At 69.8% G+C, this 21,254-nt stretch carries 20 protein-coding genes; 15 read left to right on the forward strand and 5 right to left on the reverse strand.

Translation table 11 applies throughout. The features are described 5' to 3' along the window. Positions 1–198 precede the first annotated feature (198 nt). Complete coding sequence (locus QWY80_RS03490; RefSeq protein ID WP_290229311.1) at positions 199–1,929, forward strand: bifunctional protein-serine/threonine kinase/phosphatase; 1,731 nt, start codon at positions 199–201, stop codon at positions 1,927–1,929. Between the two features lie 10 nt (positions 1,930–1,939). Here the strand turns inward: QWY80_RS03490 and QWY80_RS03495 are convergent, their stop codons facing one another. Continuing rightward, positions 1,940–3,199, reverse strand: coding sequence for a 6-phosphofructokinase (locus tag QWY80_RS03495; protein ID WP_290229312.1), 1,260 nt, complete (start codon positions 3,197–3,199; stop codon positions 1,940–1,942). A 184-nt stretch (positions 3,200–3,383) separates the two neighbouring features. Here QWY80_RS03495 and mpl point away from each other — a divergent pair, with 184 nt between their 5' ends. From mpl to QWY80_RS03510, 3 genes are read left to right on the forward strand one after another with little or no spacing between them, the layout of a single operon-like run. After that, complete coding sequence (gene mpl / locus QWY80_RS03500; RefSeq protein WP_290229313.1) at positions 3,384–4,763, forward strand: UDP-N-acetylmuramate:L-alanyl-gamma-D-glutamyl-meso-diaminopimelate ligase; 1,380 nt, start codon at positions 3,384–3,386, stop codon at positions 4,761–4,763. Next, complete coding sequence (locus QWY80_RS03505) at positions 4,756–5,463, forward strand: flavin prenyltransferase UbiX (RefSeq protein WP_290229314.1); 708 nt, start codon at positions 4,756–4,758, stop codon at positions 5,461–5,463. The genes mpl and QWY80_RS03505 overlap by 8 nt, the downstream gene beginning before the upstream one ends. A gap of 36 nt (positions 5,464–5,499) precedes the next feature. Continuing rightward, positions 5,500–6,123 carry a LysE family translocator gene (locus QWY80_RS03510; protein ID WP_290229315.1) on the forward strand — a complete coding sequence of 208 codons (624 nt, stop codon included), beginning with the start codon at positions 5,500–5,502 and terminating at the stop codon, positions 6,121–6,123. Here QWY80_RS03510 and QWY80_RS03515 read toward each other — a convergent pair. Genes QWY80_RS03515 through QWY80_RS03525 form a run of 3 tightly spaced genes read right to left on the reverse strand, consistent with a single transcriptional unit; the run spans position 6,120 to position 9,330 of the window. Beyond that, complete coding sequence (locus QWY80_RS03515; protein WP_290229316.1) at positions 6,120–7,523, reverse strand: bifunctional DedA family/phosphatase PAP2 family protein; 1,404 nt, start codon at positions 7,521–7,523, stop codon at positions 6,120–6,122. The two genes, QWY80_RS03510 and QWY80_RS03515, sit on opposite strands and share 4 nt — an antisense overlap. A gap of 24 nt (positions 7,524–7,547) precedes the next feature. Next, entirely contained in the window at positions 7,548–8,468 is a 921-nt protein-coding gene (locus QWY80_RS03520) for a GGDEF domain-containing protein (RefSeq protein ID WP_290229317.1), read from the reverse strand. Continuing rightward, entirely contained in the window at positions 8,461–9,330 is an 870-nt protein-coding gene (locus QWY80_RS03525) for a hypothetical protein (protein WP_290229318.1), read from the reverse strand. Before QWY80_RS03525 ends, QWY80_RS03520 begins: the two co-directional genes overlap by 8 nt. 101 nt (positions 9,331–9,431) lie before the next feature. Between QWY80_RS03525 and QWY80_RS03530 the strand changes: the two genes are divergently transcribed. The 11 genes from QWY80_RS03530 (at position 9,432) to lipB (ending at position 20,005) form a co-directional block, all read left to right on the forward strand. Next, complete coding sequence (locus QWY80_RS03530; protein WP_290229319.1) at positions 9,432–10,742, forward strand: glutamate-5-semialdehyde dehydrogenase; 1,311 nt, start codon at positions 9,432–9,434, stop codon at positions 10,740–10,742. Positions 10,743–10,798: 56 nt separating this feature from the next. Next, positions 10,799–11,425, forward strand: a complete 627-nt coding sequence (gene nadD / locus QWY80_RS03535) for a nicotinate-nucleotide adenylyltransferase (RefSeq protein WP_290229462.1) — start codon at positions 10,799–10,801, stop codon at positions 11,423–11,425. Positions 11,426–11,555: 130 nt separating this feature from the next. Beyond that, on the forward strand, positions 11,556–11,918 hold the full coding sequence (gene rsfS, locus QWY80_RS03540) for a ribosome silencing factor (RefSeq protein ID WP_290229320.1): 363 nt from the start codon (positions 11,556–11,558) through the stop codon (positions 11,916–11,918). Then, positions 11,915–12,382: a 23S rRNA (pseudouridine(1915)-N(3))-methyltransferase RlmH gene (gene rlmH / locus QWY80_RS03545; protein WP_290229321.1), complete on the forward strand. Its 468-nt coding sequence runs from the start codon at positions 11,915–11,917 to the stop codon at positions 12,380–12,382. The genes rsfS and rlmH overlap by 4 nt, the downstream gene beginning before the upstream one ends. A 27-nt stretch (positions 12,383–12,409) precedes the next feature. Further along, positions 12,410–14,317, forward strand: coding sequence for a penicillin-binding protein 2 (gene mrdA / locus QWY80_RS03550; protein ID WP_290229322.1), 1,908 nt, complete (start codon positions 12,410–12,412; stop codon positions 14,315–14,317). 3 nt (positions 14,318–14,320) lie between these two features. After that, the gene (gene rodA, locus QWY80_RS03555) at positions 14,321–15,481 is read left to right on the forward strand and encodes a rod shape-determining protein RodA (RefSeq protein ID WP_290229323.1); all 1,161 of its coding nucleotides are present in this window, start codon (positions 14,321–14,323) and stop codon (positions 15,479–15,481) included. A 33-nt stretch (positions 15,482–15,514) separates the two neighbouring features. After that, complete coding sequence (gene mltB / locus QWY80_RS03560) at positions 15,515–16,582, forward strand: lytic murein transglycosylase B (protein WP_290229324.1); 1,068 nt, start codon at positions 15,515–15,517, stop codon at positions 16,580–16,582. After that, positions 16,579–17,547, forward strand: a complete 969-nt coding sequence (locus QWY80_RS03565) for a septal ring lytic transglycosylase RlpA family protein (protein ID WP_290229325.1) — start codon at positions 16,579–16,581, stop codon at positions 17,545–17,547. Before mltB ends, QWY80_RS03565 begins: the two co-directional genes overlap by 4 nt. Before the next feature lie 47 nt (positions 17,548–17,594). After that, entirely contained in the window at positions 17,595–18,806 is a 1,212-nt protein-coding gene (locus QWY80_RS03570; RefSeq protein ID WP_435389242.1) for a D-alanyl-D-alanine carboxypeptidase family protein, read from the forward strand. Between the two features lie 216 nt (positions 18,807–19,022). Continuing rightward, complete coding sequence (locus QWY80_RS03575; RefSeq protein WP_290229326.1) at positions 19,023–19,334, forward strand: HP0495 family protein; 312 nt, start codon at positions 19,023–19,025, stop codon at positions 19,332–19,334. 2 nt (positions 19,335–19,336) lie between these two features. Beyond that, positions 19,337–20,005: a lipoyl(octanoyl) transferase LipB gene (lipB, locus tag QWY80_RS03580; RefSeq protein ID WP_290229327.1), complete on the forward strand. Its 669-nt coding sequence runs from the start codon at positions 19,337–19,339 to the stop codon at positions 20,003–20,005. Here the strand turns inward: lipB and lipA are convergent. Continuing rightward, a complete protein-coding gene (gene lipA, locus QWY80_RS03585; protein ID WP_290229328.1) occupies positions 19,992–21,044 on the reverse strand; it encodes a lipoyl synthase in 1,053 nt (350 codons plus the stop codon). The genes lipB and lipA overlap by 14 nt on opposite strands. Positions 21,045–21,254: the final 210 nt, after the last annotated feature.

Genomic DNA, 21,254 nt, shown 5'->3' on the forward strand with positions numbered 1-21,254 from the left:
ATGGGCGAAAAATCCGCGGAATTATACGAAGCCGGCCCGCCGATTACCAATTCGACCTAGGTGCCGGGGCCAACGTCCTTGTCTTTAGGTGGGACACACGCTGCACGCCTCCGCCGTGTATGATGGGCGCCGTCGGATCCGCTCGCCCGACGAGGGGCGGGCGAGTAAGGATGAATCGTTTCATGCGAGGAGAGCGACTTGGCACCTGCGCAGCTGTCCCTGAGTTACGGCCAGGCCTTCGTGGCCCCGGATCGCCGCCACCACCGCAGCTCCATGTCGGTGCGCCTGCCCGAGACCGGGCAACTCAATGCCAAGGGCGCCTGCGCCCTGATCAGCGATGCCACCCTGCGCAACACCATGGCCAAGCAGGCCGGGGACCTCAGTGTGCGCGGTTACCTCAGCGACTACTACTCCACGCCCGACCACTGGGACATCAAGACCTCGGCGACCCGGGTGCTGCGGGCCCTCAACGCCTGGTGCTACAGCCAGAGTCAGCAGGCCCCCGACGGTAGCTTCGTGGCCTCGCTGTCGGCCCTGGTGCTCCACGGCCGCGAGGGGCACCTCTTCCACATGGGCGACACCCTGGTGTTCCGGCTGCGCGGGGCCGAGTTCGAGCAGTTGACCCGCGACCATGTCACCGACCTGGGCGGCTACCGCTATCCCTCCCGTGCCATGGGCATGGACAACAGCATCGACATCGATTACGCCCGTTTTCCCATCAAGCAGGGCGACCTCTTCCTGTTCACCACCCAGGCGGTGGGCGGCACCCTGATGCCCTCGGAGTACGTTCAGCTGATCCGCCAGGACGCCAGTGACCTCAATGCCGCCTGCGACCGCCTGGCCGACGCCGCGGTGAGCCGCGCCCAGTCGCGGGGCTATGGTGCCGACCAGTTCTGCTTCCAGTTGGTGCGCATCGACCAGCTTCCCGACGAGCTGCCGGATCACCCCAGCCGCGCCTACGGCGACCTGCCCATTCCCCCGGAGCTCTCCCCGGGCGACAGGCTGGACGGCATGGAGGTCCAGGCGGTGCTGTCGCGCACCGCCCAGTCCCGGGTCTACCGGGTGCGCGACCTGCGCACGGAGCGTGAGATGGTGATGAAGGCGCCGAGCCCCGAACTCTCCAACCGCAACGTCTACCTGGAGCACTTCCTGCTCCAGCAGTGGGTGGTGGAGCGCGTCAAGTCGCCCTTCGTGGTGCGCATCATGGAGCCCTCCCGGCCACGCCGCTACCTCTACTACCTGATGGCCTACGTGGAGGGCGAGACGCTCGCCGACTGGGCGCGCCGCCACCCCCAGGCCAGCCTGGCCCAGCGCCTGGACATCGCCAACCAGCTGGGCAAGGCGGTGCAGGCGCTGCATCACCGTGAGCTGCTGCATCAGCAGATCCATCCCGGCAACATCATGATCGACAGCCACGGCCAGGTGGTGCTCACCGACTTCAGCGCCTGTCGCATGCGCGAGGGCAACGGGCTCAAGGACGCCCGGGAACTGCTGCGCCAGGTAGGGCTCACCGAACACAGCGCCCCGGAGTATGCCCTGGACGACGAGATCGGCCGGCGCAGCGACCAGTACTCCTTCGCCTCCACGGTCTACTGGCTGCTGACCGGCGAGCTGCCCTACGAACTGCCGCCCAACCGGCTGCTGCGTCACACCGACCTGGAGCAGCTGGTCTACCGCAGTGCTCGCCAGCGCAACCCCGAGGTGCCGGTGGCCCTGGACGAGGCCCTGCGCCGTGCCCTGGACCCCCAGCGGGCGTTGCGTTTCCGCCGCATGTCGGAGTTCCTGCGCTCCCTGCGTCGACCGCTCTCCGCCGAACGCCGAGGCGACCCGTCCACCGGCCCGCGCCTGCTGCGCGACCCCAGCCACTTCTGGCAGGGCGTGGCGGCCGTGTTGCTGCTGCTGCTGGTGATGTCCTGGCTGTTGCGGTAGCGCCAGGCGCCTAGATCTTGAACTCCGGCAGCTTGCGCTCGACGCGGTGCTTGGCGAGTTTGGCCACCTTCGGCAGGCCGTTCTCGAAGGGCGGGAACTCCTCGCCCTGGATCAGCGGTGCCAGGTAGGTGCGACACGCCTCGGTGATGCCGAAGCCGTCCTCGCGAATGAAGTCGCGGGGCATGAACTTCTCACGGTTGGCGATCTCGGCCAGCGGGGCGGCCTCGACGCGCCATTCATAGGGGGTGTCGGAGACTCGCTTGATCGCCGGCATCATCGAATTCTTGCCGTCCAGCGCCAGTTCCACGGCCTTCTCGCCGACGGCATAGGCCTGCTCCACGTCGGTCTTCGCCGCCAGGTGACGGGCGGCGCGCTGCAGATAGTCGGCCACTGCCCAGTGGTACTTGTAGCCCAGGTCCTGCTTGACCATGCCGGCCAGCGTCGGGGCCACGCCGCCCAGCTGGCGGTGGCCGAAGACATCGGTGTTGCCGGAGTCGGCGAGGAAGGTGCCGTCCTCGTAGCGGGCGCCCTCGGAGACCACGATCACGCAGTAGCCGTACTTCCTGACGGCCTCCTCGACCCGGGCCATCACCGCGGCGCGGTCGAAGGGCACCTCGGGGAAGATCACCAGGTGGGGCGGCTCGCCCTCGCCGTTGCCGGCCAGGGCGCCGGCGGCGGCGATCCAGCCGGCATGGCGTCCCATCACCTCGAGCACGAAGACCTTGGTGGAGGTGGCGCACATCGACTCGATGTCCAGCGAGGCCTCCAGGGTGGAGGTGGCGATGTACTTGGCCACGCTGCCGAAGCCCGGGCAGTTGTCGGTGATCGGCAGGTCGTTGTCGATGGTCTTGGGCACATGGATGGCGGTGAGCGGATAGCCCAGCCGCTCGGAGAGCTGCGAAACCTTGAGGCAGGTGTCGGCACTGTCGCCGCCGCCATTGTAGAAGAAGTAGCGGATATCGTGGGCCTTGAAGACCTCGATCAGGCGCTCGTACTGGGCGCGGTGGCTCTCGATGTCCTTGAGCTTGTAGCGGCAGGAACCGAAGGCGCCGCCCGGAGTGTGGCGCAGCGCGGCGATGGCATCGTCCGACTCGCGGCTGACGTCGATCAGGTCCTCGGTGAGGGCGCCGATGATGCCGTTGTGGCCGGCATAGACCTTGCCGATGCGGTCCGGATGGCGGCGGCAGGCCTCGATCACGCCGCAGGCGCTGGCATTGATCACGGCGGTGACGCCGCCGGACTGGGCGTAGAAGGCGTTGTGCTGGGCCATGGGGCGGTTGTGCTCCTGGTCGCGTTGTCGGGGAGAGGGGAAGGCCCCGATTCTAGCCCAAAGTCCCGGACGCTGCACCCGGCGGCCCGATGCGCTGGAGCCCTTCACCGCGGGCATGCTAGTCTCGCCACACCCTGCGCCGCGCCGGATGCGCGGCGCCCGGATCCACGGCGGAGCGAGCCCCATGCACCTTCATATCCTCGGTATCTGCGGCACCTTCATGGGCAGCCTGGCGCTGCTGGCCCGGGAGCTGGGCCATACCGTCAGCGGCTCGGATGCGGGGGTCTATCCGCCCATGAGCACCCAGCTCGAGGAGGCGGGCATCACCCTGTGCGAGGGCTATGCCGCCGCCAACCTGGCGTCGCGCCCCGACCTGGTGGTGATCGGCAACGCCCTGTCCCGCGGCAACCCCGAGGTGGAGGCGGTGCTCGACGCCGGCCTGGCCTACGTCTCCGGCCCCCAGTGGCTGGCCGAGCACGTCCTGCCCGGGCGGCGGGTGATCGCCGTGGCCGGCACCCACGGCAAGACCACCACGGCGAGCCTCACCGCCTGGCTGCTCGAGTCGGCGGGGCTGGATCCCGGTTTCCTGATCGGCGGCGTGCCGCGTAACTTCGGCGTTTCGGCACGGTTGGGCGGCGCGGGGGCCCCCTTCGTGGTGGAGGCCGACGAGTACGACACCGCCTTCTTCGACAAGCGCTCCAAGTTCGTCCACTATCGCCCCGAGATCGCCATCCTGGGCAACCTGGAGTTCGATCACGCCGACATCTTTCCCGACCTGGCCGCCATCGAACGGCAGTTCCACCACCTGGTGCGTACCGTGCCCGGCAAGGGGCGGTTGCTGGTGGCCGACGGCGAGCCGGCCCTCGAGCGGGTGCTCGACATGGGCGCCTGGACCCCGGTGGTACATTTCGGCGACGCCGCCCACAGCGCCTGGCGCCTCGAGCTGGAGCGTGAAGACGCCTCGCGCTTCCGGGTGATCCATCAGGAAGGCGAGGCGAACGAGGATGCGGTGGTCGACTGGCCGCTCACCGGCGCCTACAACGCCCGCAACGCCCTGGCCGCGCTGGCCGCCGCCCATGCCTGCGGGGTCGATCCGGCGCGGGGCGCCGCGGCCCTGGCACGCTTCGCGACCCCGCGGCGGCGCCAGGAGCTGCGCGGTGAGGTGGCCGGCATCCAGGTGATCGACGACTTCGCCCACCATCCCACCGCCATCGCCGCCACCCTGGAGGGGCTCCGCGCCGCCACCACCCGCGGGCGGCTGCTGGCGGTGATCGAGCCGCGCTCCAACACCATGCGCCTGGGCACCCTGAGCGACCGCCTGGCGGCAAGTGTGGCCGCCGCCGACCAGGCCTATTGGTACCGGCCGGCGGAACTCGACTGGTCGCTGGCTCCGGTCATCGAGGCGAGCCCGGTGCCGGCCCGCCTGGAGGAGGACCTGGACGCCCTGGTGGCGTCGCTGGTGGCCGAGGCGCGCCCCTATGACCGCATCGTGGTGATGTCCAACGGTGGCTTCGGCGGCATCCACGAGAAGCTGCTGGCGGCCCTGGAGGCGGCCCATGACTGAGGCGAGTGTCGGTCCGATGGAAGAGAGCGCCTTCGCTCCCCCGGTGACCGTGGCGTTGACCGGTGCCTCCGGGGCCCAGTACGGCCTGCGGCTGATCGAGGCCCTGGTGGCGGCGAACCATGAGGTGTGGGTGCTGATCTCCAAGGCGGCCCACCTGGTGATCGCCACCGAGACCGAGGCCGAACTGCCGGCGCGGCCGCAGCGTCTGGCCGAGGCGCTTGCCGAACGAAGCGGCGCTCGGCCCGGCCAGATCCGCTGCTTCGGCCGCGAGGACTGGATGGCCCCGGTGGCCTCGGGTTCCGGGGCCCCCTCCGCGATGGTGATCTGCCCGTGCTCCACCGGCACCCTCTCGGCGGTGGCCACCGGGGCCAGCAACAACCTCATCGAACGTGCCGCCGACGTGGCCCTCAAGGAGCGTCGCCGACTGATCCTGGTGCCCCGTGAGACCCCCCTCTCGGCGATCCACCTCGAGCACATGCTCGCCCTGACCCGCATGGGCGCGGTGATGCTGCCCGCGGCGCCGGGCTTCTACCACCAGCCGCAGCGCATCGAGGATCTGGTCGACTTCATCGTGGCGCGCATCCTCAACCAGCTGGGCATCGAGCATCGACTGGTGCCGCGCTGGGGAGAAACAGCACCCAGCGGCAAGGCGCCAGGGGAAAGGGCAGGCAGTAAACAAGGCGTAAAGGGCGAGGAGTAGAGAGTAGCCCGTGTCTCAAACATGGAGGTTCCCTCGATGATCAGTCCCGCCCTGCTGTCGGTGTTCGTGCCGACCTTCTTCCTGGTCTCCCTGACTCCGGGCATGTGCATGACCCTGGCCATGGTGCTGGGCATGACCCAGGGCGTACGGCGCAGCCTGTGGATGATGGCCGGTGAGCTGGTCGGGGTGGGGTTGGTGGCGGCCGCCGCCGGGGCCGGGGTGGCCGCCCTGATGCTGCGCCAGCCGGAGCTGTTCGCGCTGTTCAAGTGGGTGGGTGGCGCCTACCTGGCCTACCTGGGGGTGATGATGTGGCGCTCCCGGGGGCGCATGGCCATCCCCGAGGAGGGGTTGGAAATGCCTCCCGCCGGCCGGGTTCAGCTGGCCGTGCAGGGCTTCGTCACCGCGGTGGCCAATCCCAAGGGCTGGGCCTTCTTCGTGGCCCTGCTGCCGCCCTTCCTGGACGGCACGCGCCCCCTGGCGGGTCAGCTCGTCGCCTTGATCCTGGTGATCCTGTCCATCGAGCTCGTCTGCCTGCTGCTCTACGCCACCGGCGGCAGCCGGCTGCGTCGCCTGCTGGGCAAGGGCGGCAGCGTGCGCCTGCTCAACCGTATCGCCGGCACCCTGATGATCGGCGTCGGGCTGTGGTTGGCGCTGGGCTAGACGGGCGGCAGCCAGGCGACACGTGTCGCCACCAGGGCCAGCGAAGCCAGTCCCAGCCAGGGCCAGGGGCAGGGCGCCAGGGAGGCGCGATCCTTCTGCTGCCAGGCGAGCAGCACCAGGGCGCACACCACCAGCCCCAGCAGGGCGCCACCGACCAGATCGCTGAACCAGTGGACGCCGAGGGTCAGCCGCGACAGGGCCATCAGGGTGGCGGCCAGGATGGCCAGCCAGAAGACCCAGTGGCGATGGCCGGGAGAGAGCTCGCGGGCGGTGAAGGCGGCCGCCAGGCCGAACACGACCACCGCGGTGGAGGTGTGGGCACTGGGATAGGCGAGCGAGTCCGCCAGGTAGGCCGGTGTATCGGGACGCGGGCGGCCGAACAGCGCCTTGCCCAGGGTGTTGAGCAGCGCGATGCCGCCCAGGCCGGCGCCCAGGTGGAAGAGGGCGTCGTGCCGTTGCCGCCACAGCAGCCAGGCCGCCCAGGGCAGGCTCAGGGCCAGCACGCCGAGCAGGTCGCCGGCGCGGGCCAGGGCCTGGCCCAAGGCGTCCAGCCCGGGGAACGACCAGGCGGCGAGGAGTGTGTGGACCTGCCGGTCGAGGCGCAGGGGACCCTCGGCGCCGTGCTGCATCACCAGCAGCGTCCAGCCCGACAGGCCGCCCAGGGAGAGGATCAGCAGCAGCAGGCTGGCCAGGGGCACCTCGCCGTTGCCGCTCTGGCGCAGCCAGGCGTTGCGCAGCAGCGGGTGGCGCCGGGCCAGGCCGGCCATCTGCCGATAGACGCGCCCGCCGCGGCCGACGTGGTGACGCAGCCAGGAGAAGGTCACCGCCAGGGCCAGCAGGCCCATCACCAGCATGGCGAGGAGCTGCTGCAGCTCGGGCGGTACGTCCAGCAGCTGCTGCCAGGTGCGTCCCAGCAGGTAGCCGGGCAGGACGTAGGCCGGGGCCCACAGGGCGGCGGAGGCCAGATTGGCCCAGGTGAAGTCGCGGGGCGACATGCGCAGCATGCCGGCGATGAGCGGCACGATGGGGCGTACCGGGCCGACGAAGCGTCCCAGGAACACCGACAGCGTCCCGTAGCGCTGGAAGAAGCGGGCACCGCGGGCCAGCCACTCAGGGTGGCGCGACAGCGGCCAGCGCCGGGTGACCCGCTCGTGCTGGGTATAGCCGAGCAGGAAGCTGGCACCGTCGCCGATCACCGCGCCGGCGAAGGCCGCTATCAGGGTCGCCGGCAGGGCCAGCTCCTGATGGCCGGCCATGGAGGCCGCGACGGTGATCAGCAGCACGCCCGGTACCAGCACGCCCACCAGGGCCAGTGACTCGACCAGCGAAATGGCCGCGATGATCAGCAGCAGCAGGCCGGGCGAGGGCGTCAACTGGTAGAGGGCATCGGCGAGGTTCACGGGGTGCTCCTGGACCGGTTGGCGTCAGGCATCGACGAGGCGTCGCGAGATGGCGTCGAGGCGCTGCAGCAGGTGGGCGAAGGTCTCCCTGGGCTGTTCGTGGCAGACCGACGTGCGCACTTCCAACTGGCCGATGTCCAGCAGGACATTTTGCTGCAGGCCCTCCTCGATGCGCTGGCGCACCAGCAGGGCACCGCTTTCGGTGGTGACCGGCAGCACCAGCCAGAAGTCGGCGTCACCGCTGCGTCCCAGGATGTCATGGTCGCGGCTGTACCTGAGCACCACCTCGCAGAAGTTGTCGAGCAGGGTCTGCCGGGTGGCAGGACCGAACTGCTCGCCGGCCATCTCCAACTGGGGGAGGTGGAAGACCAGTATCGCCAGCCGCTGATTCAGCAGTTCAGCGCGCTCGTGCTCGCTGTGCAGTCGGTCGATGAGAGGCTGGCGCTTCATGGCTGCGCACTCCTCGTCCCGGGGGTCGGTAGCCTGCAGCAGGGCGCGGTGGTGGCGCAGCTCCCAGGGTGCCAGGCTGGCGGCCGCCACCAGGGCCAGGTAGGCCAGCACCAGGTCGGCATCGATATGGTTGTCGGCCAGCAGCAGCCAGATCGGGGTCAGGGTCAGGTTGAGCAGCGTCGCCGGCCCCAGCGGCAGCAACAGCAGCGTCAGTACCGGTGGCAGCCCCAGCCATAGCGGCGACAGGCTGGCCTCGCCGGGCAGTGCCACGGCGACCAGCAGGTAGCCGCAGATCAGGGCGAGATAGGCCGAGAGGCGTGCGGTCTCCTGCTGCCCCAGCCGCATCAGCGCAGCGGTGAGCAGCAGCGGGGCCAGCAGGGCAGGCATCAGGATCCGCGCATAGTCGCCGATCAGGTAGAGCCACAGCGCTTGCCCCAGCAGCAGCAGGGCCGCCAGGGTGTAGAGCGCCGCATGCAGTCGGGGGTGGTCAGTCATCGGCAGGCCGCCTCGTGATCGTCACCGGTGCCGCCTGCCGATCCAGGGCAAGGCACTCATCGCCCAGGGAATCGATGTGCTCGAGGGGTACCGCCCGCAGCCGCTCGACGGGCGTCAGGCGTTCGAGCAGCGCCTTGCGACGCTGCTCGGCCTGGTCGAGGTCGCGGCTCAGCAGTAGCGTCGCCAGGGTCCGGCCATCGAGGCGATAGCAGTGCTCGAAGCTGCGTGTCAGCTGGCAGAGGCGTTGGGCCACCGACCAGAAGTGGCGGCGCCGGGTACGAACCAGCAATAGTTCACAGTGGTTGCCGTCGCGCTGGGAGCGGCTGTACTCAAGGGGCAGGTCGGTGCCGAGCTGGATGCCCGTCCAGAGCCGCAGCCCAGGTACCAGGCTCACCCGGCGGCGGGCCTGTCCGTGCAGCGGCGCCAGGTGGTGCGAGCGGCTCAGGCCCAGCGACAGCAGCAGTGCCAGCACCAGGCCGGCGGTCAGCGCCTGCTCGGGTGGCAGCTGCCGGGCCACCCAACTCCAGGACATGCCCGCGAGCAGGACGTTCATGACCACCATCCAGGTCGGTTGGGGCAGCATGATCAGGGCCGCCCAGGCCCACAGCCAGAGCGGGTGGCGTTCCGGGGCGATCCACAGCAGGGCGGCCAGCAGCAGGCTGGGCAGTAGCTGCCAGGGCACCAGGGCGGGGCGCCGGTGGCTGAACTCCACCAGCAGCGCAGTGATGCCCAGCCATCCGGCCGCCAGCCACAGTAGCAGGGCCTCCGAGACATCCTGTGCGGTGGGTGCCATCAGCGCCGGGAGCAGGGCAGCCAGTATCAGGTTCCCGCGCAACAGTCCGACTTTGTACTTGTTCTGCATGGTGGCTTACTATGACTCCTTCCCGAATCGCTCGTCCGACCGCGCCAGTATACTCCCGCGGCCGGCCGTCTTGGCCACGTCTACAGGAGACACCCTTCGGCATGACAGCTCAAGTCACCCGCGACGGCGCCGCCTCGGTCGGCGCCGACGAGATCCGCGACATCGAGACCTACATGACCGGGCTGGGCCAGGCGGCCCGGGCTGCCGCCGCCATCATGCGACGTACCTCGACCGCCGCCAAGAACGCCGCCCTGCTGGCCATGGCCGAGCGGTTGCAGGGCGCGCGGGCGGAGGTGCTGGCCGCCAATGCCCGCGACCTGGAACGCGGTCGCGAGGGCGGGCTCGACGCGGCGTTGCTCGATCGCCTGGCCCTGGACGACGCCCGCCTGGACGCCATGCTCGAGGGCCTGCGCCAGGTGGCGGCCCTGCCGGATCCGGTGGGCGAGATCGACGGGTTGCGCGCCCGGCCCAGCGGCATCCAGGTGGGCCAGATGCGGGTGCCCCTGGGGGTGATCGGCATCATCTACGAATCGCGCCCCAACGTCACCCTTGAGGCGGCCAGCCTGTGCCTGAAGTCGAGCAATGCAGCGATCCTGCGCGGCGGCTCGGAGGCGCGGGAGTCCAATGCGGCGATCGCCGACTGCATTCGTGCCGGCCTGGCCGACGCGGGCCTTCCGGAGGCCGCGGTGCAGGTAATGGCCACCACCGATCGGGCCGCCGTGGGGCGGCTGATCGCCATGCCGGAATACGTCGACGTGATCATCCCGCGCGGGGGCAAGTCGCTGATCGAGCGCATCTCCCGCGAGGCGCGGGTGCCGGTGATCAAGCATCTCGACGGCGTCTGCCACGTCTACCTGGACGCCACCGCGGACCTGGAGAAGGCCTTCGCCATCGCATTGAATGCCAAGACTCACCGCTACGGCACCTGCAATACCATGGAGACCCTGCTGGTCGATGCCCCGCTGGCCGAGGCGCTGTTGCCCCGGCTGGCGGCGGCCTATGCCGAGAAGGGCGTCGAGCTGCGCGGCTGCGAGCGCACCCGGGCGATCCTGGCCGAGGCGGCCGAGGCCTCCGAGGAGGACTGGCACGCCGAGTACCTGGCCCCGGTGCTGGCGATCCGCGTGGTGGACGGCATCGACACGGCCATCGACCACATCGAGCGCTACGGTTCCCACCACACCGATGCCATCGTCACCGAGTCCTGGACCCTGGCGCGGCGCTTCATGGCCGAGGTGGACTCCAGCTCGGTGATGGTCAATGCCTCCACCCGCTTCGCCGACGGCTTCGAGTATGGCCTGGGGGCCGAGATCGGCATCTCCACCGACAAGCTCCACGCCCGCGGTCCGGTGGGCCTCGAGGGCCTGACCACCCGCAAGTACGTGGTGCTGGGCGATGGCCAGGTGCGCCAGTGACCCAGACGGGCCTGCGGGGGACGCGGCATGGCGGTGAGCGCCCGCCGCATATCGCCATGTTCGGCGGCACCTTCGACCCGGTGCATCTCGGTCACCTGCGCAGTGCCGTGGAGCTCCACGAGGCGTTGGGGCTGGACCGGGTGCACTTGATGCCCGCCAAGGCGCCGCCGCTGCGCGGCGCGCCGCGGGTGACGGGGGAGCAGCGCCTGGCGCTGCTGCGTCTGGGCATCGGCGACACCCCGGGCCTGGTGGCCGACGACCGCGAGCTGGCCCGCGAGGGGCCCTCCTACAGCGCCGACACCCTGGCCTCGCTGCGTGCCGAGTTCGGCGCCGGTGCGCGGCTGGTGATGGCGCTCGGCCATGACGCCTTCCTGCGCCTGGCCGACTGGCATGCCCCCGAGCGTCTCTTCGCGCTGGCCCACCTGGTGGTGGTCGACCGACCCGACCACGCGGCGCCCCTGGCGGCTCCCCTGGCACGCTTGATCGAGGGGCGCGAGGTGGCCGACGTTGCTTCGCTGATGGCCCGTCCGGCCGGGGGGCTGCTGCGCCTGCGGCTTCCCTCGCGCATGGCCATCTCGGCCACCGAGGTGCGACGCCGCCTCGAGGAGGGCAGGAGCGTGCGCTACCTGCTGCCCGAGGCGGTGGAGCGTCATATCCTGACCCATGGCCTCTACCGTCGCTGACGTCGATCGGGGCTCAGCCCCGAGCGGTGTCGCCATCCGCAATAGCCTGACAGGGACGGGAACGGACGCTGCCAGCGCAGGGTCAACCCGGTACAATGGCCATCAACGAAGGGCTGATGACGAAGAACCTATGCATATCGACGCACTCAAGACTCTAGCGCTGGACGCGCTGGAGGAACTCAAGGCCCGGGACATCGTCCAGCTGGACGTCTCCCGGTTGACCAGCGTGACCGACCTGATGGTGATTGCCAGCGGTACCTCGTCGCGGCACGTGGCGGCGCTGGCCAGCAATCTGGTGCAGAAGGCCAAGGAGGAGGGCGTGCAGCCGCGTGGCGTCGAGGGCGAGAATGGTGCCGACTGGGTGTTGGTCGACCTGGGCGACCTGGTGGTGCATGTGATGATGCCCGAGACGCGCCAGCTCTACGACCTCGAGCGCCTGTGGGCCGACCTGCCCAGCGACCTGGAGCGCGAAAGCGAGCTGTCCGGCGCATGAGGATCCGCCTGCTGGCGGTGGGGACCCGCATGCCGGCCTGGGTCACCGAGGGCGTCGAGGAGTACCGCAAGCGCCTGCCTCGCGACTTCGCCCTGGAGGTGGAGGAGATCGCCCCCGGGCAGCGTGGCAAGAACGCCGATGTGGGCCGTGCCGTCGCCCTGGAGGCCGAACGTCTCCAGGCGCGGCTGCGTGGCGACGAGCGAGTGGTGGCCCTGGAGGTGGGGGGCAAGGCCTGGAGCACCGAGCAACTGGCCGAGCAGGCCGAGACGTGGCGCCTGGACGGGCGCGACGTGGCGTTGCTGGTCGGTGGCCCCGATGGCCTGGCCCCCGACCTCTCCGCCCGGGCCGATCAGCGCTGGTCGCTGTCGCCGCTGACCCTGCCTCACCCGTTGGTGCGCATCCTGCTCGCCGAGCAGCTCTATCGCGCCTGGACCCTGCTGGTCGGCCATCCCTACCACCGTTGAGCCGCCATTCGCCTGACCGGGACCCCCATGCGCAACCCACGCCACAACCTCAAGAGCCCCGAGCAGGAGCTGCGGATCTTCCGGGTGCGTGCCCTGCTGGCCGCGGTGATCGTGTTCGCCCTCACCGGCCTGCTGATGGGCCGCCTCGCCTACCTGCAGGTGGTCCAGCACGAGGTCTTCACCACCCGCTCGGAGAAGAACCGCGTGCGGGTCGAGCCACTGCCGCCCACCCGCGGGCTGATCTACGACCGCAACGGCGTGCTGCTGGCCGAGAATCGCCCTACCTACAACCTCACCCTGGTGCGTGAGCGGGTCGAGGACCTGGATGCCACCCTGACGCGGCTGGTGGAGATCCTCGAACTGCCCGAGGAGGAGGCGGCGGCCTTCCGCGTGCGTTCCCGGCAGCGCCAGCGGCCCTTCCAGCCGGCCCTGCTGATGAGCGACCTGGACGAGGGGCAGATTGCCCGCCTGGCGGTCAACCGCCACCTGCTGCCCGGCGTCGAGGTGGAGGCCCAGCTGTTGCGCTACTATCCGGATGCCGAAGTGATGGCCCATGCCCTGGGCTACGTGGGCCGGATCAACGCCGAGGAGCTGGGGCGCCTGGACCCGGGGCGCTATGCCGGCACCCACTTCATCGGCAAGTCCGGCGTGGAACGCTTCTACGAGGAGGCGCTGCATGGCCAGGCGGGGCTGCGCAAGGTGGAGACCAACGCCCGCGGGCGCGTGCTGCGCGAACTGGGGCGCAACGATCCGGTGCCCGGCAAGGACCTGACCCTGACCCTGGACAAGGAGATGCAGGCGCTGGCCTATGAGCTGCTCGACGGGCGGCGCGGCTCCATCGTCGCCATCGCGCCCAGGACCGGCGAGATCCTGGCGATGGTCTCGGCCCCCGGCTTCGACAGCAACCAGTTCGTCACCGGCATCGACGTCGCCTCCTACCGGGGGCTGCAGGAGGACCTCGACCTGCCACTCTACAACCGCGCCATCCGTGGCCACTATCCGCCGGGGTCGACCATCAAGCCCTTCCTGGCCCTGGCCGGCCTGGCCGAGGGGGTCATCACCCCCGGCGAGACCATCTACGACCCCGGCTACTTCCAGCTGCCCAACGACAGCCGGCGCTACCGCAACTGGCTGCGCTGGGGGCATGGCCGGGTCGACCTGGAGCGCTCGATCGCGGTATCCAACAACACCTACTACTACAACCTGGCCCACGAGCTGGGCATCGACCGCCTGCACACGAACATGACGGCCTTCGGCTTCGGCACCCGGGTGGGCCACGACGTCTTCGGCGAGAGCGCCGCCCTGATGCCGTCCCGCGACTGGAAGCGCGAGCGCTACAACCAGCCCTGGTACCCCGGCGAGACCCTCTCGGTGGGCATCGGCCAGGGCTACTGGCAGGTCACCCCGCTGCAGCTCGCCACCGCCACGGCGGTGCTGGCCAACCGCGGCGACTGGGTCAGGCCACGCCTGGCCCGCCGCCTGGGCGAGGAGGAGGTGCCGGTGGCGTTGCCCGATACCCCGGAGGATATTCGCCTGGAGAACGAGGCCTGGTGGGATCGCGTGTTCTCGGGCATGGAGAAGGTGATATCCGGCAACGAGGGCACGGCGCGCCGTACCGGGGTGGGACTCGAGTACCGCATGGGGGGCAAGTCGGGTACCGCCCAGGTGTTCTCCCTGGGCCAGGACCAGAAGTACAACGCCGAGGAACTGGCCGAACGGCTGCGCGACCACGCCCTGTTCATGGCCTTCGCGCCGCTGGAGGACCCGCAGATCGCCGTGGCGGTGATCGTCGAGAACGCCGGCGGTGGCAGCACCCATGCCGCCCATCTGGCCAGGGCGATGACCGATGCCTGGCTACTGGAAGAGGAGGAGCCCGACGTGGAGGAGTTGCGTGAGGCGATGGAGGAAGACGATGGCAGCGTGGCGGGGAACTGAACCATGGCCCTGAACGATCTGACCCGGGCCTGGCGCCCCCATCCCGTGAGGCCGCCGGCCAGTGGCATGAGCCGCCGCCGGGGGCTCTGGGAGCGCGTGCACCTGGATCCCTGGCTGTTCGGCATGCTGTTGCTGTTGATGGCGGCGGGGCTGGTGGTGCTCTACAGCGCCAGCGGTCAGCGCATCGAGACGGTGATGGCCCAGGGGATCCGTTTCGGCGTGGCGCTCGGCGTGATGGTGGTGATCGCCCAGTTCTCTCCGGCCACGCTGCTGCGCTGGGCCCTGCCGGCCTACCTGGTCGGCGTGATGTTGCTGGTGGCGGTGGAACTGGTGGGCGACATGGGCATGGGGGCCCGGCGCTGGCTGACGATCCCCGGCGTCATCCGCTTCCAGCCCTCGGAGATGATGAAGCTGGCCATGCCGCTGATGGTGGCGGCCTACCTCAGCCGCCGGGAGTTGCCGCCGCGTCTCAAGGATCTGCTCGCCTGTGCGGTGATCATCGGCGTGCCGGTGGTGCTGATCGCCAAGCAGCCGGATCTCGGTACCTCCCTGCTGGTGGCGGCCGCGGCGGTCTTCGTGGTGCTGCTGGCGGGGCTCTCCTGGCGGGTCATCGGCGTGCTCGCCGCCCTGGCGGCGGCGGCGCTGCCGTTGCTGTGGATGAACCTGCACGATTACCAGCGTCAGCGGGTGCTGACCTTCCTCGACCCCAACAGCGACCCCCTGGGCTCCGGCTGGAACATCATCCAGTCGACCACCGCCATCGGCAGCGGCGGGGTGTTCGGCAAGGGCTGGCTGGAGGGTACCCAGTCCCAGCTGGAGTTCCTGCCCGAGCGCCATACCGACTTCATCGTCGCCGTGCTGGGCGAGGAATTCGGCCTGGTGGGCATGCTCGCCTTCCTGCTGCTCTACCTGATGATCGTCAGCCGCGGCCTGTGGCTGGCCGCCGAGGCCCAGGACACCTTCGGACGGCTGGTGGCGGGCAGCATCATCCTGACCTTCTTCATCTATGTCTTCGTCAACGTGGGCATGGTCAGCGGTATCCTGCCGGTGGTCGGCGTGCCGCTGCCCCTGGTCAGCTATGGCGGTACCTCCAGCGTGACCTTGATGGCCGGTTTCGGTATTCTCATGGCCATCAATGCCCACCGGCGGCTGCTGCCCCGCTAGGCATCCAGACACAGCATCAGGGAGAGGCAGCGCATGGCGGTGTCCCGCATTCATGGAGCGAAGGCGTTGGTCGCGACGGCCGGGCTCGGGTTGTCGCTGCTCGTGCCGATGGCAGGTGCGGCGGAGTTCGATCCCCAGCGCCATGCCGGTGCCCGTGCGCTGGTCAGTGAGCTGGCCGAGGCCGGCATCGACCGGGCCTGGCTGGAGGCTGCACTGCGCGAGGCGCGCCTGCGCCCGGCGGTGCTCGAGGCCATGTCCGGGGCCGCCGAGCGGCGCCTGCGCTGGGACGAGTATCGCGACATCTTCCTCGACGCCGAACGCATCCACGCCGGCGTCGCCTTCCTCGAGACCCATCGCGACGCCTTCCGGCGGGCGGAGGCCGAGTACGGCGTGCCCGAGGAGATCGTCGCCGCCATCCTTGGCGTGGAAACCCGCTACGGACGCATCACCGGCGACCACCGGGTGATCGATTCCCTGGCCACCCTGGCGTTCCACCATCCGTCCCGTGGCGATTTCTTCCGCGGCGAGCTCGGCGCCTTCCTGGAGATCGCCCACGAGCAGGAGGTCGCTCCCGGCGAGCCGCAGGGCTCCTACGCCGGTGCCATGGGCTACCCGCAGTTCATCCCCACCAGCTACCGCGCCTATGCCGTGGACTTCGACGACGACGGCCTGCGCGATCTCTGGACCAATCCGGTGGATGCCATCGGCAGCGTGGCCAACTACTTCGCCGAGCACGGCTGGCGCCCGGACGAGCCCCTCTATCATGATGCCGAGGGGCCGGGGGCGCCGCCGGACGACATCGTCTTCAACCGGGCGGCGCGTCCGCCCGGCGTGGCGGCCGGCGCGCTCCGGGCGGCCGGCATCACGGTGCCGGAGGCACTCGCCGACGACCACCGCCTGCTGCCCGTGGCGCTGGAGGACGGCGCGGATCGCTGGCGCTATGTGCTGGGCGAGTACAACTTCTACGTCATCACCCGTTACAACCACAGTCACCTCTATGCCATGGCGGTGACCGAGCTGGCCGAGGCCATCGAGGCGGCCCGGGAGCTCGGCAGTCACTGGCTGGAGGCGGTGGATACCGACGGGAAGGAGGCGCCATGACCCATCGTTGCATCCCGTTGCTCTTGGTGATCCTGCTGGCCGGCTGTGCCGGTGGAGGAGGGCAGGTACCCTCCGAGGAGCGTGCCGCGGCGTCGAGCGCTGCCTCGTCGGGCGGCGGCCGCTACGCGCTGTCCGGCGACGCCTATCCCGAGGAGCCCCCCGACGTCAGCGAGGTGCCCGATGCCGTGCCGCGCCGCGAGGCCCCCTCGCGTGCCGGCAACCGCTCCACCTACCAGGTGTGGGGCAAGACCTACCGGGTGATGGACGATGCCCGCGGCTATGCCAAGCAGGGCACGGCCTCCTGGTACGGCGAGAAGTTCCACGGCTACGCCACCTCCAACGGCGAGATCTACGACATGTACAAGATGTCCGCCGCCCACCGCTCGCTGCCGCTGCCGACCTATGCCCGGATCACCAGCCTGGACAACGGCCGCTCGGTGATCGTGCGGGTCAACGACCGTGGTCCCTTCCACAACGATCGCGAGATCGACCTCTCCTACGCCGCCGCGGCGCGCCTCGACATCCTCGATCGCGGCACCGGCCGGGTGAGGGTCGAGGCGATCGACGTCGAGCGCTGGCTCGCCGAGAACGGCGACGGCAGCGGCGGCGAAGCAGGTCGCCCGGCACCCATGGCCGAGCCCGCCCGGGAGGCGGCGGGGCAGGTGGCGGCTGCCTCGGCCGAGCACCATTCGCCGCCTGCCGCCACGCAGTCGCCTACCGTGGCCAACAGCCGGGGCGCTCCGGTCTACCTGCAGGTGGCGGCCCTGGGCTCCGCCCGGAATGCCCAGGCGCTAAAGTCGCGCCTGCAGGGTGAGCTGTCGCATCCGGTGCGCGTGGCCACGGAGCCGGGCATGCACCGCGTCCAGGTCGGCCCCATCGCCCGCACCGACCAGGTGGAGCCGGTACGCGAGGCGCTGCGTCGCGCCGGCTTCGAACAGAGCTTCATAGTCAAGGAGGCCGAATGATCGGCCGCCGCCCGCTTCCCTTCGATGGTCCTGACGAGATTCGCCCCATGAGAGAGCTGTTTTCCCTTCGCCCCTTCCGGTTCCTGACGGTGTTGGTGGCCTGTCTGATGCTGGTGGTCCCGCCAGCGGCCATGGCCCAGGAAGTCCCGGTTCCCCAGCCACAGACCCTGATCCCGTCGCCGCCACAACTGGCGGCGAGTTCCTGGATCCTGCTGGACGCCGACAGCGGCAAGGTGTTGGTGGAGCACAACGCCGACGAGCGCTTGCCGCCGGCCAGCCTGACCAAGCTGATGACCGCCTACCTGGTGGAGCGGGAGCTGGATCGCGGCAACATCACCATGGACGACATGGTGGAAGTGAGCGAGAAGGCGTGGCGTACCGGTGGTTCCAAGATGTTCATCGAGGTGGGGGCCCAGGTGTCCATCCGCGACCTGCTCTACGGCATCATCATCCAGTCGGGCAACGACGCCAGCGTCGCCGTGGCCGAGCACCTGGCCGGCGGCGAGGAGCCCTTCGCCGACCTGATGAATCAGCACGCCACCCGTCTGGGGCTGAGCAACACCAACTTCCGCAACGCCACCGGCCTGCCGGATGACGAGCATTACTCCTCGGCGCGTGACATGGCGCTGCTGTCGCGCCATATCATCAACGATTATCCCGAGCACTACGCCACCTACGCCGAGAAGTACTTCACCTACAACGACATCCGCCAGCCCAACCGCAACCGCCTGTTGTGGCGGGATGCCAGCGTGGACGGCCTCAAGACCGGCCATACCGAGGCGGCGGGCTACTGCCTGGTGGCCTCGGCCAAGCGCGATGACATGCGCCTGATCTCGGTGGTGATGGGCACGAGTTCCGAGGAAGCGCGCGCCCAGGAGACCCAGAAGCTGCTCAGCTTTGGCTTCCGCTACTACGAGACCCTCAAGCTCTATGACCGCGGCTCGGTGCTCAACACCCCGCGGGTGTGGGGCGGCGAGATCAACGAGCTGCGCGTGGGGGTCGACCAGGACGTGGTGATGACGGTGCCGCGGGCCCGCAACGAGGAGCTCACCGCCCGCCTGGACATCCAGGGCGACCTGGAGGCGCCGATCGGGCAGGGCCAGCGCGTCGGCACCCTGGAGGTGCGCCTCGGCGAGGAGGTGGTCGGCGAGCAGCCCCTGGTGGCCCTGGAGGCGGTCGAGGAGGGCGGCTTCTTCAAGAAGCTGATCGACCAGGTGCAGCGCTTCTTCAGCAACCTGATCGACGGCTGGTTCGATTAAGAGTCCGGCGGCCTCCAGTCGCGTTGGTAGGAGGGCAGCTCCGCTGCGCGACTGGCGCCGTCAGGCGCCCGGAGACGTTGCCCGACGCGGGATGGCCGCTGCCGGGAGGCCTGCGGCCTCCATCGCCCAGCAGAGCTGGCCTCCTACAATGTGCCCTCGCCCCCAGGCGCTGGCTTGCGTAAAATGGCCGTGAATCCTCGAATCACGAGCCCCGCGATGAACGACAAGTCGCTGCGCGACCTGCGCCGTCCCAGCCGCCCGGCCTCCGGCAAGCCGCCGAAGATCACCTTCCCCTGCCGCTATCCGCTCAAGGTGGTGGGGGATGCCGCCGAGGACTTCGCGGCGGAGGTCTGCCAGATCGTCAGCCGCCACGATCCCGACTTCGATCCGGCCCGCCTGGAGGTGGTGGCGAGCCGCAACGGTCGCTTCCAGTCGGTGCGCGTGACCATTCGGGCCACCGGCGAGGCGCAGTTGCAGGCGCTCTTCCAGGAACTCAAGGCCACCGGCCGCGTGCACATGGTGGTCTGAGGATGGCGCCGAACGTCCTGCCGCCGGTCGAGCTGCATCGTCTCGGCCGGCGTCCCTACCAGCCCGTCTGGCAGGCGATGCGCGAGCTCACCGACAGCCGCGGCGCCGACACGCCCGACCAGTTCTGGCTGGTGGAGCACGATCCGGTGTTCACCCAGGGCCAGGCCGGCAGGCCGGAGCACCTGCTGATGCCGGGTGACATCCCGGTGGTACAGACCGACCGCGGCGGCCAGGTGACCTACCACGGGCCCGGGCAGGTGGTGCTCTACCCGTTGATCGACGTGCGCCGCGCCCGGCTCGGCGTGCGCGACCTGGTCAGCGGTCTGGAGAACGCGGTGATCGCCCTGCTGGCCCGGCATGGTGTCGAGGCCCGGGCGCGCCCGGATGCCCCGGGCGTCTACGTGGGCGAGGCCAAGATCGCCTCGCTGGGCCTGCGCATCCGCCGCGGCGGCAGCTTCCATGGCGTGGCGCTCAACGTCGACGGCGACCTCGCGCCCTTCCAGCGCATCAACCCCTGTGGCCATGCCGGCATGGCCATGACCCGCCTGTCCGACCTGGTGGACGACCGCCCCGGCGTCGAGGCGGTGGGGGAGGCGCTGGCCGAGTGCCTGGCCCTGGAGCTGGGGCGGGAGTTGGGCAGCGCCGAGTGCTCGGCGCTCAACCGACGTTGATGGCGGGAATGCGGCTCGCGTCGGGCTCCTGGCCGGGTACCTCGGCGGGGGCGGCCAGGCCCAGGTTGTTCTTCTCGAACACCCGGTCGGCGCGATAGCTGGAACGCACCAGGGGGCCGGAGGCCACCTCCATGAAGCCCTTCTCCAGGCCGAGCCGGCGATAGCGCTCGAACTCCTCGGGGCTGACCCAGCGCTCCACCGGCAGGTGGTTGCGGGTCGGGCGCAGGTACTGGCCCAGGGTGACGATGTCCACGCCGATGGCACGCAGGTCGTCGAAGGTGGCGAGGATCTCCTCGTCGGTCTCGCCCAGGCCCAGCATCAGGCTGGTCTTGGTCAGCACCGCGGGCTTGTAGGCCTTGGCGTGGGCCAGCACGTCGAGGGTCTTACGGTAGCCGGCGCGGGGATCGCGCACCCGCCGGGTGAGGCGTTCCACGGTCTCGACGTTCTGGGCGAATACCTCCAGGCCGGAGTCCACCACCCGCTCGATGGCCGAATGGGTGCCGTCGAAGTCGGGGGTCAACGCCTCGACCACCACCTCGGGCGTGTTGGCCTTGATGGCGCGGATGCAGTCGGCGTAGTGGCCGGCACCGCCGTCGTCCAGGTCGTCGCGGTCCACCGAGGTCAGCACCACGTAGCGCAGCCCCATCAGCTCCACCGACTCGGCGGTGTTGGTCGGCTCCTCGGGATCCAGCCAGCCCCCGGGGTTGCCGGTGTCTACTGCGCAGAAGCGGCAGGCGCGGGTGCACACCGAGCCCATCAGCATGATGGTCGCCGTGCCGTTGCTCCAGCACTCGCCCATGTTGGGGCAGTGCGATTCGGCACAGACGGTGCTCAGGCGATGCTCCTTGACGTTGCGCTTGACCGCCTCGAAGCGCTCGCCGCCGGGGATCTGGGCGCGTAGCCACTTGGGCTTGCGGCCCGGGTCGCCGCCCTCGGCCTGTTGCCTGCTCTGCTTGATACCGTCCTTGATGGCGGCGAAGCCGTGCTCGGTACGGAACTTCTCGCCGCTGGAGACGTGTTTCGAGGTCCTGTCGCTCATAGCGTGTGTGAGCCCCTCCGCTCGGCGTCTGCCCGGGCCGTGACGGCCGATACGACGATCGTCGCCGGGGATCACCCGGCCGGGCCCGCGTGGCGCGCTGCTGATGGTTTCTGGAAATCGCTGCCTAATCTACCACAGCTGGCACATTTCGGCATGGAAGAGACAGGACTCATCAGGACAATCGCAGATATCGGCATCGCTCGGGGGAGA

The sequence above is a fragment of the Halomonas ramblicola genome (assembly GCF_030409215.1).
GTDB lineage: Bacteria > Pseudomonadota > Gammaproteobacteria > Pseudomonadales > Halomonadaceae > Halomonas > Halomonas ramblicola.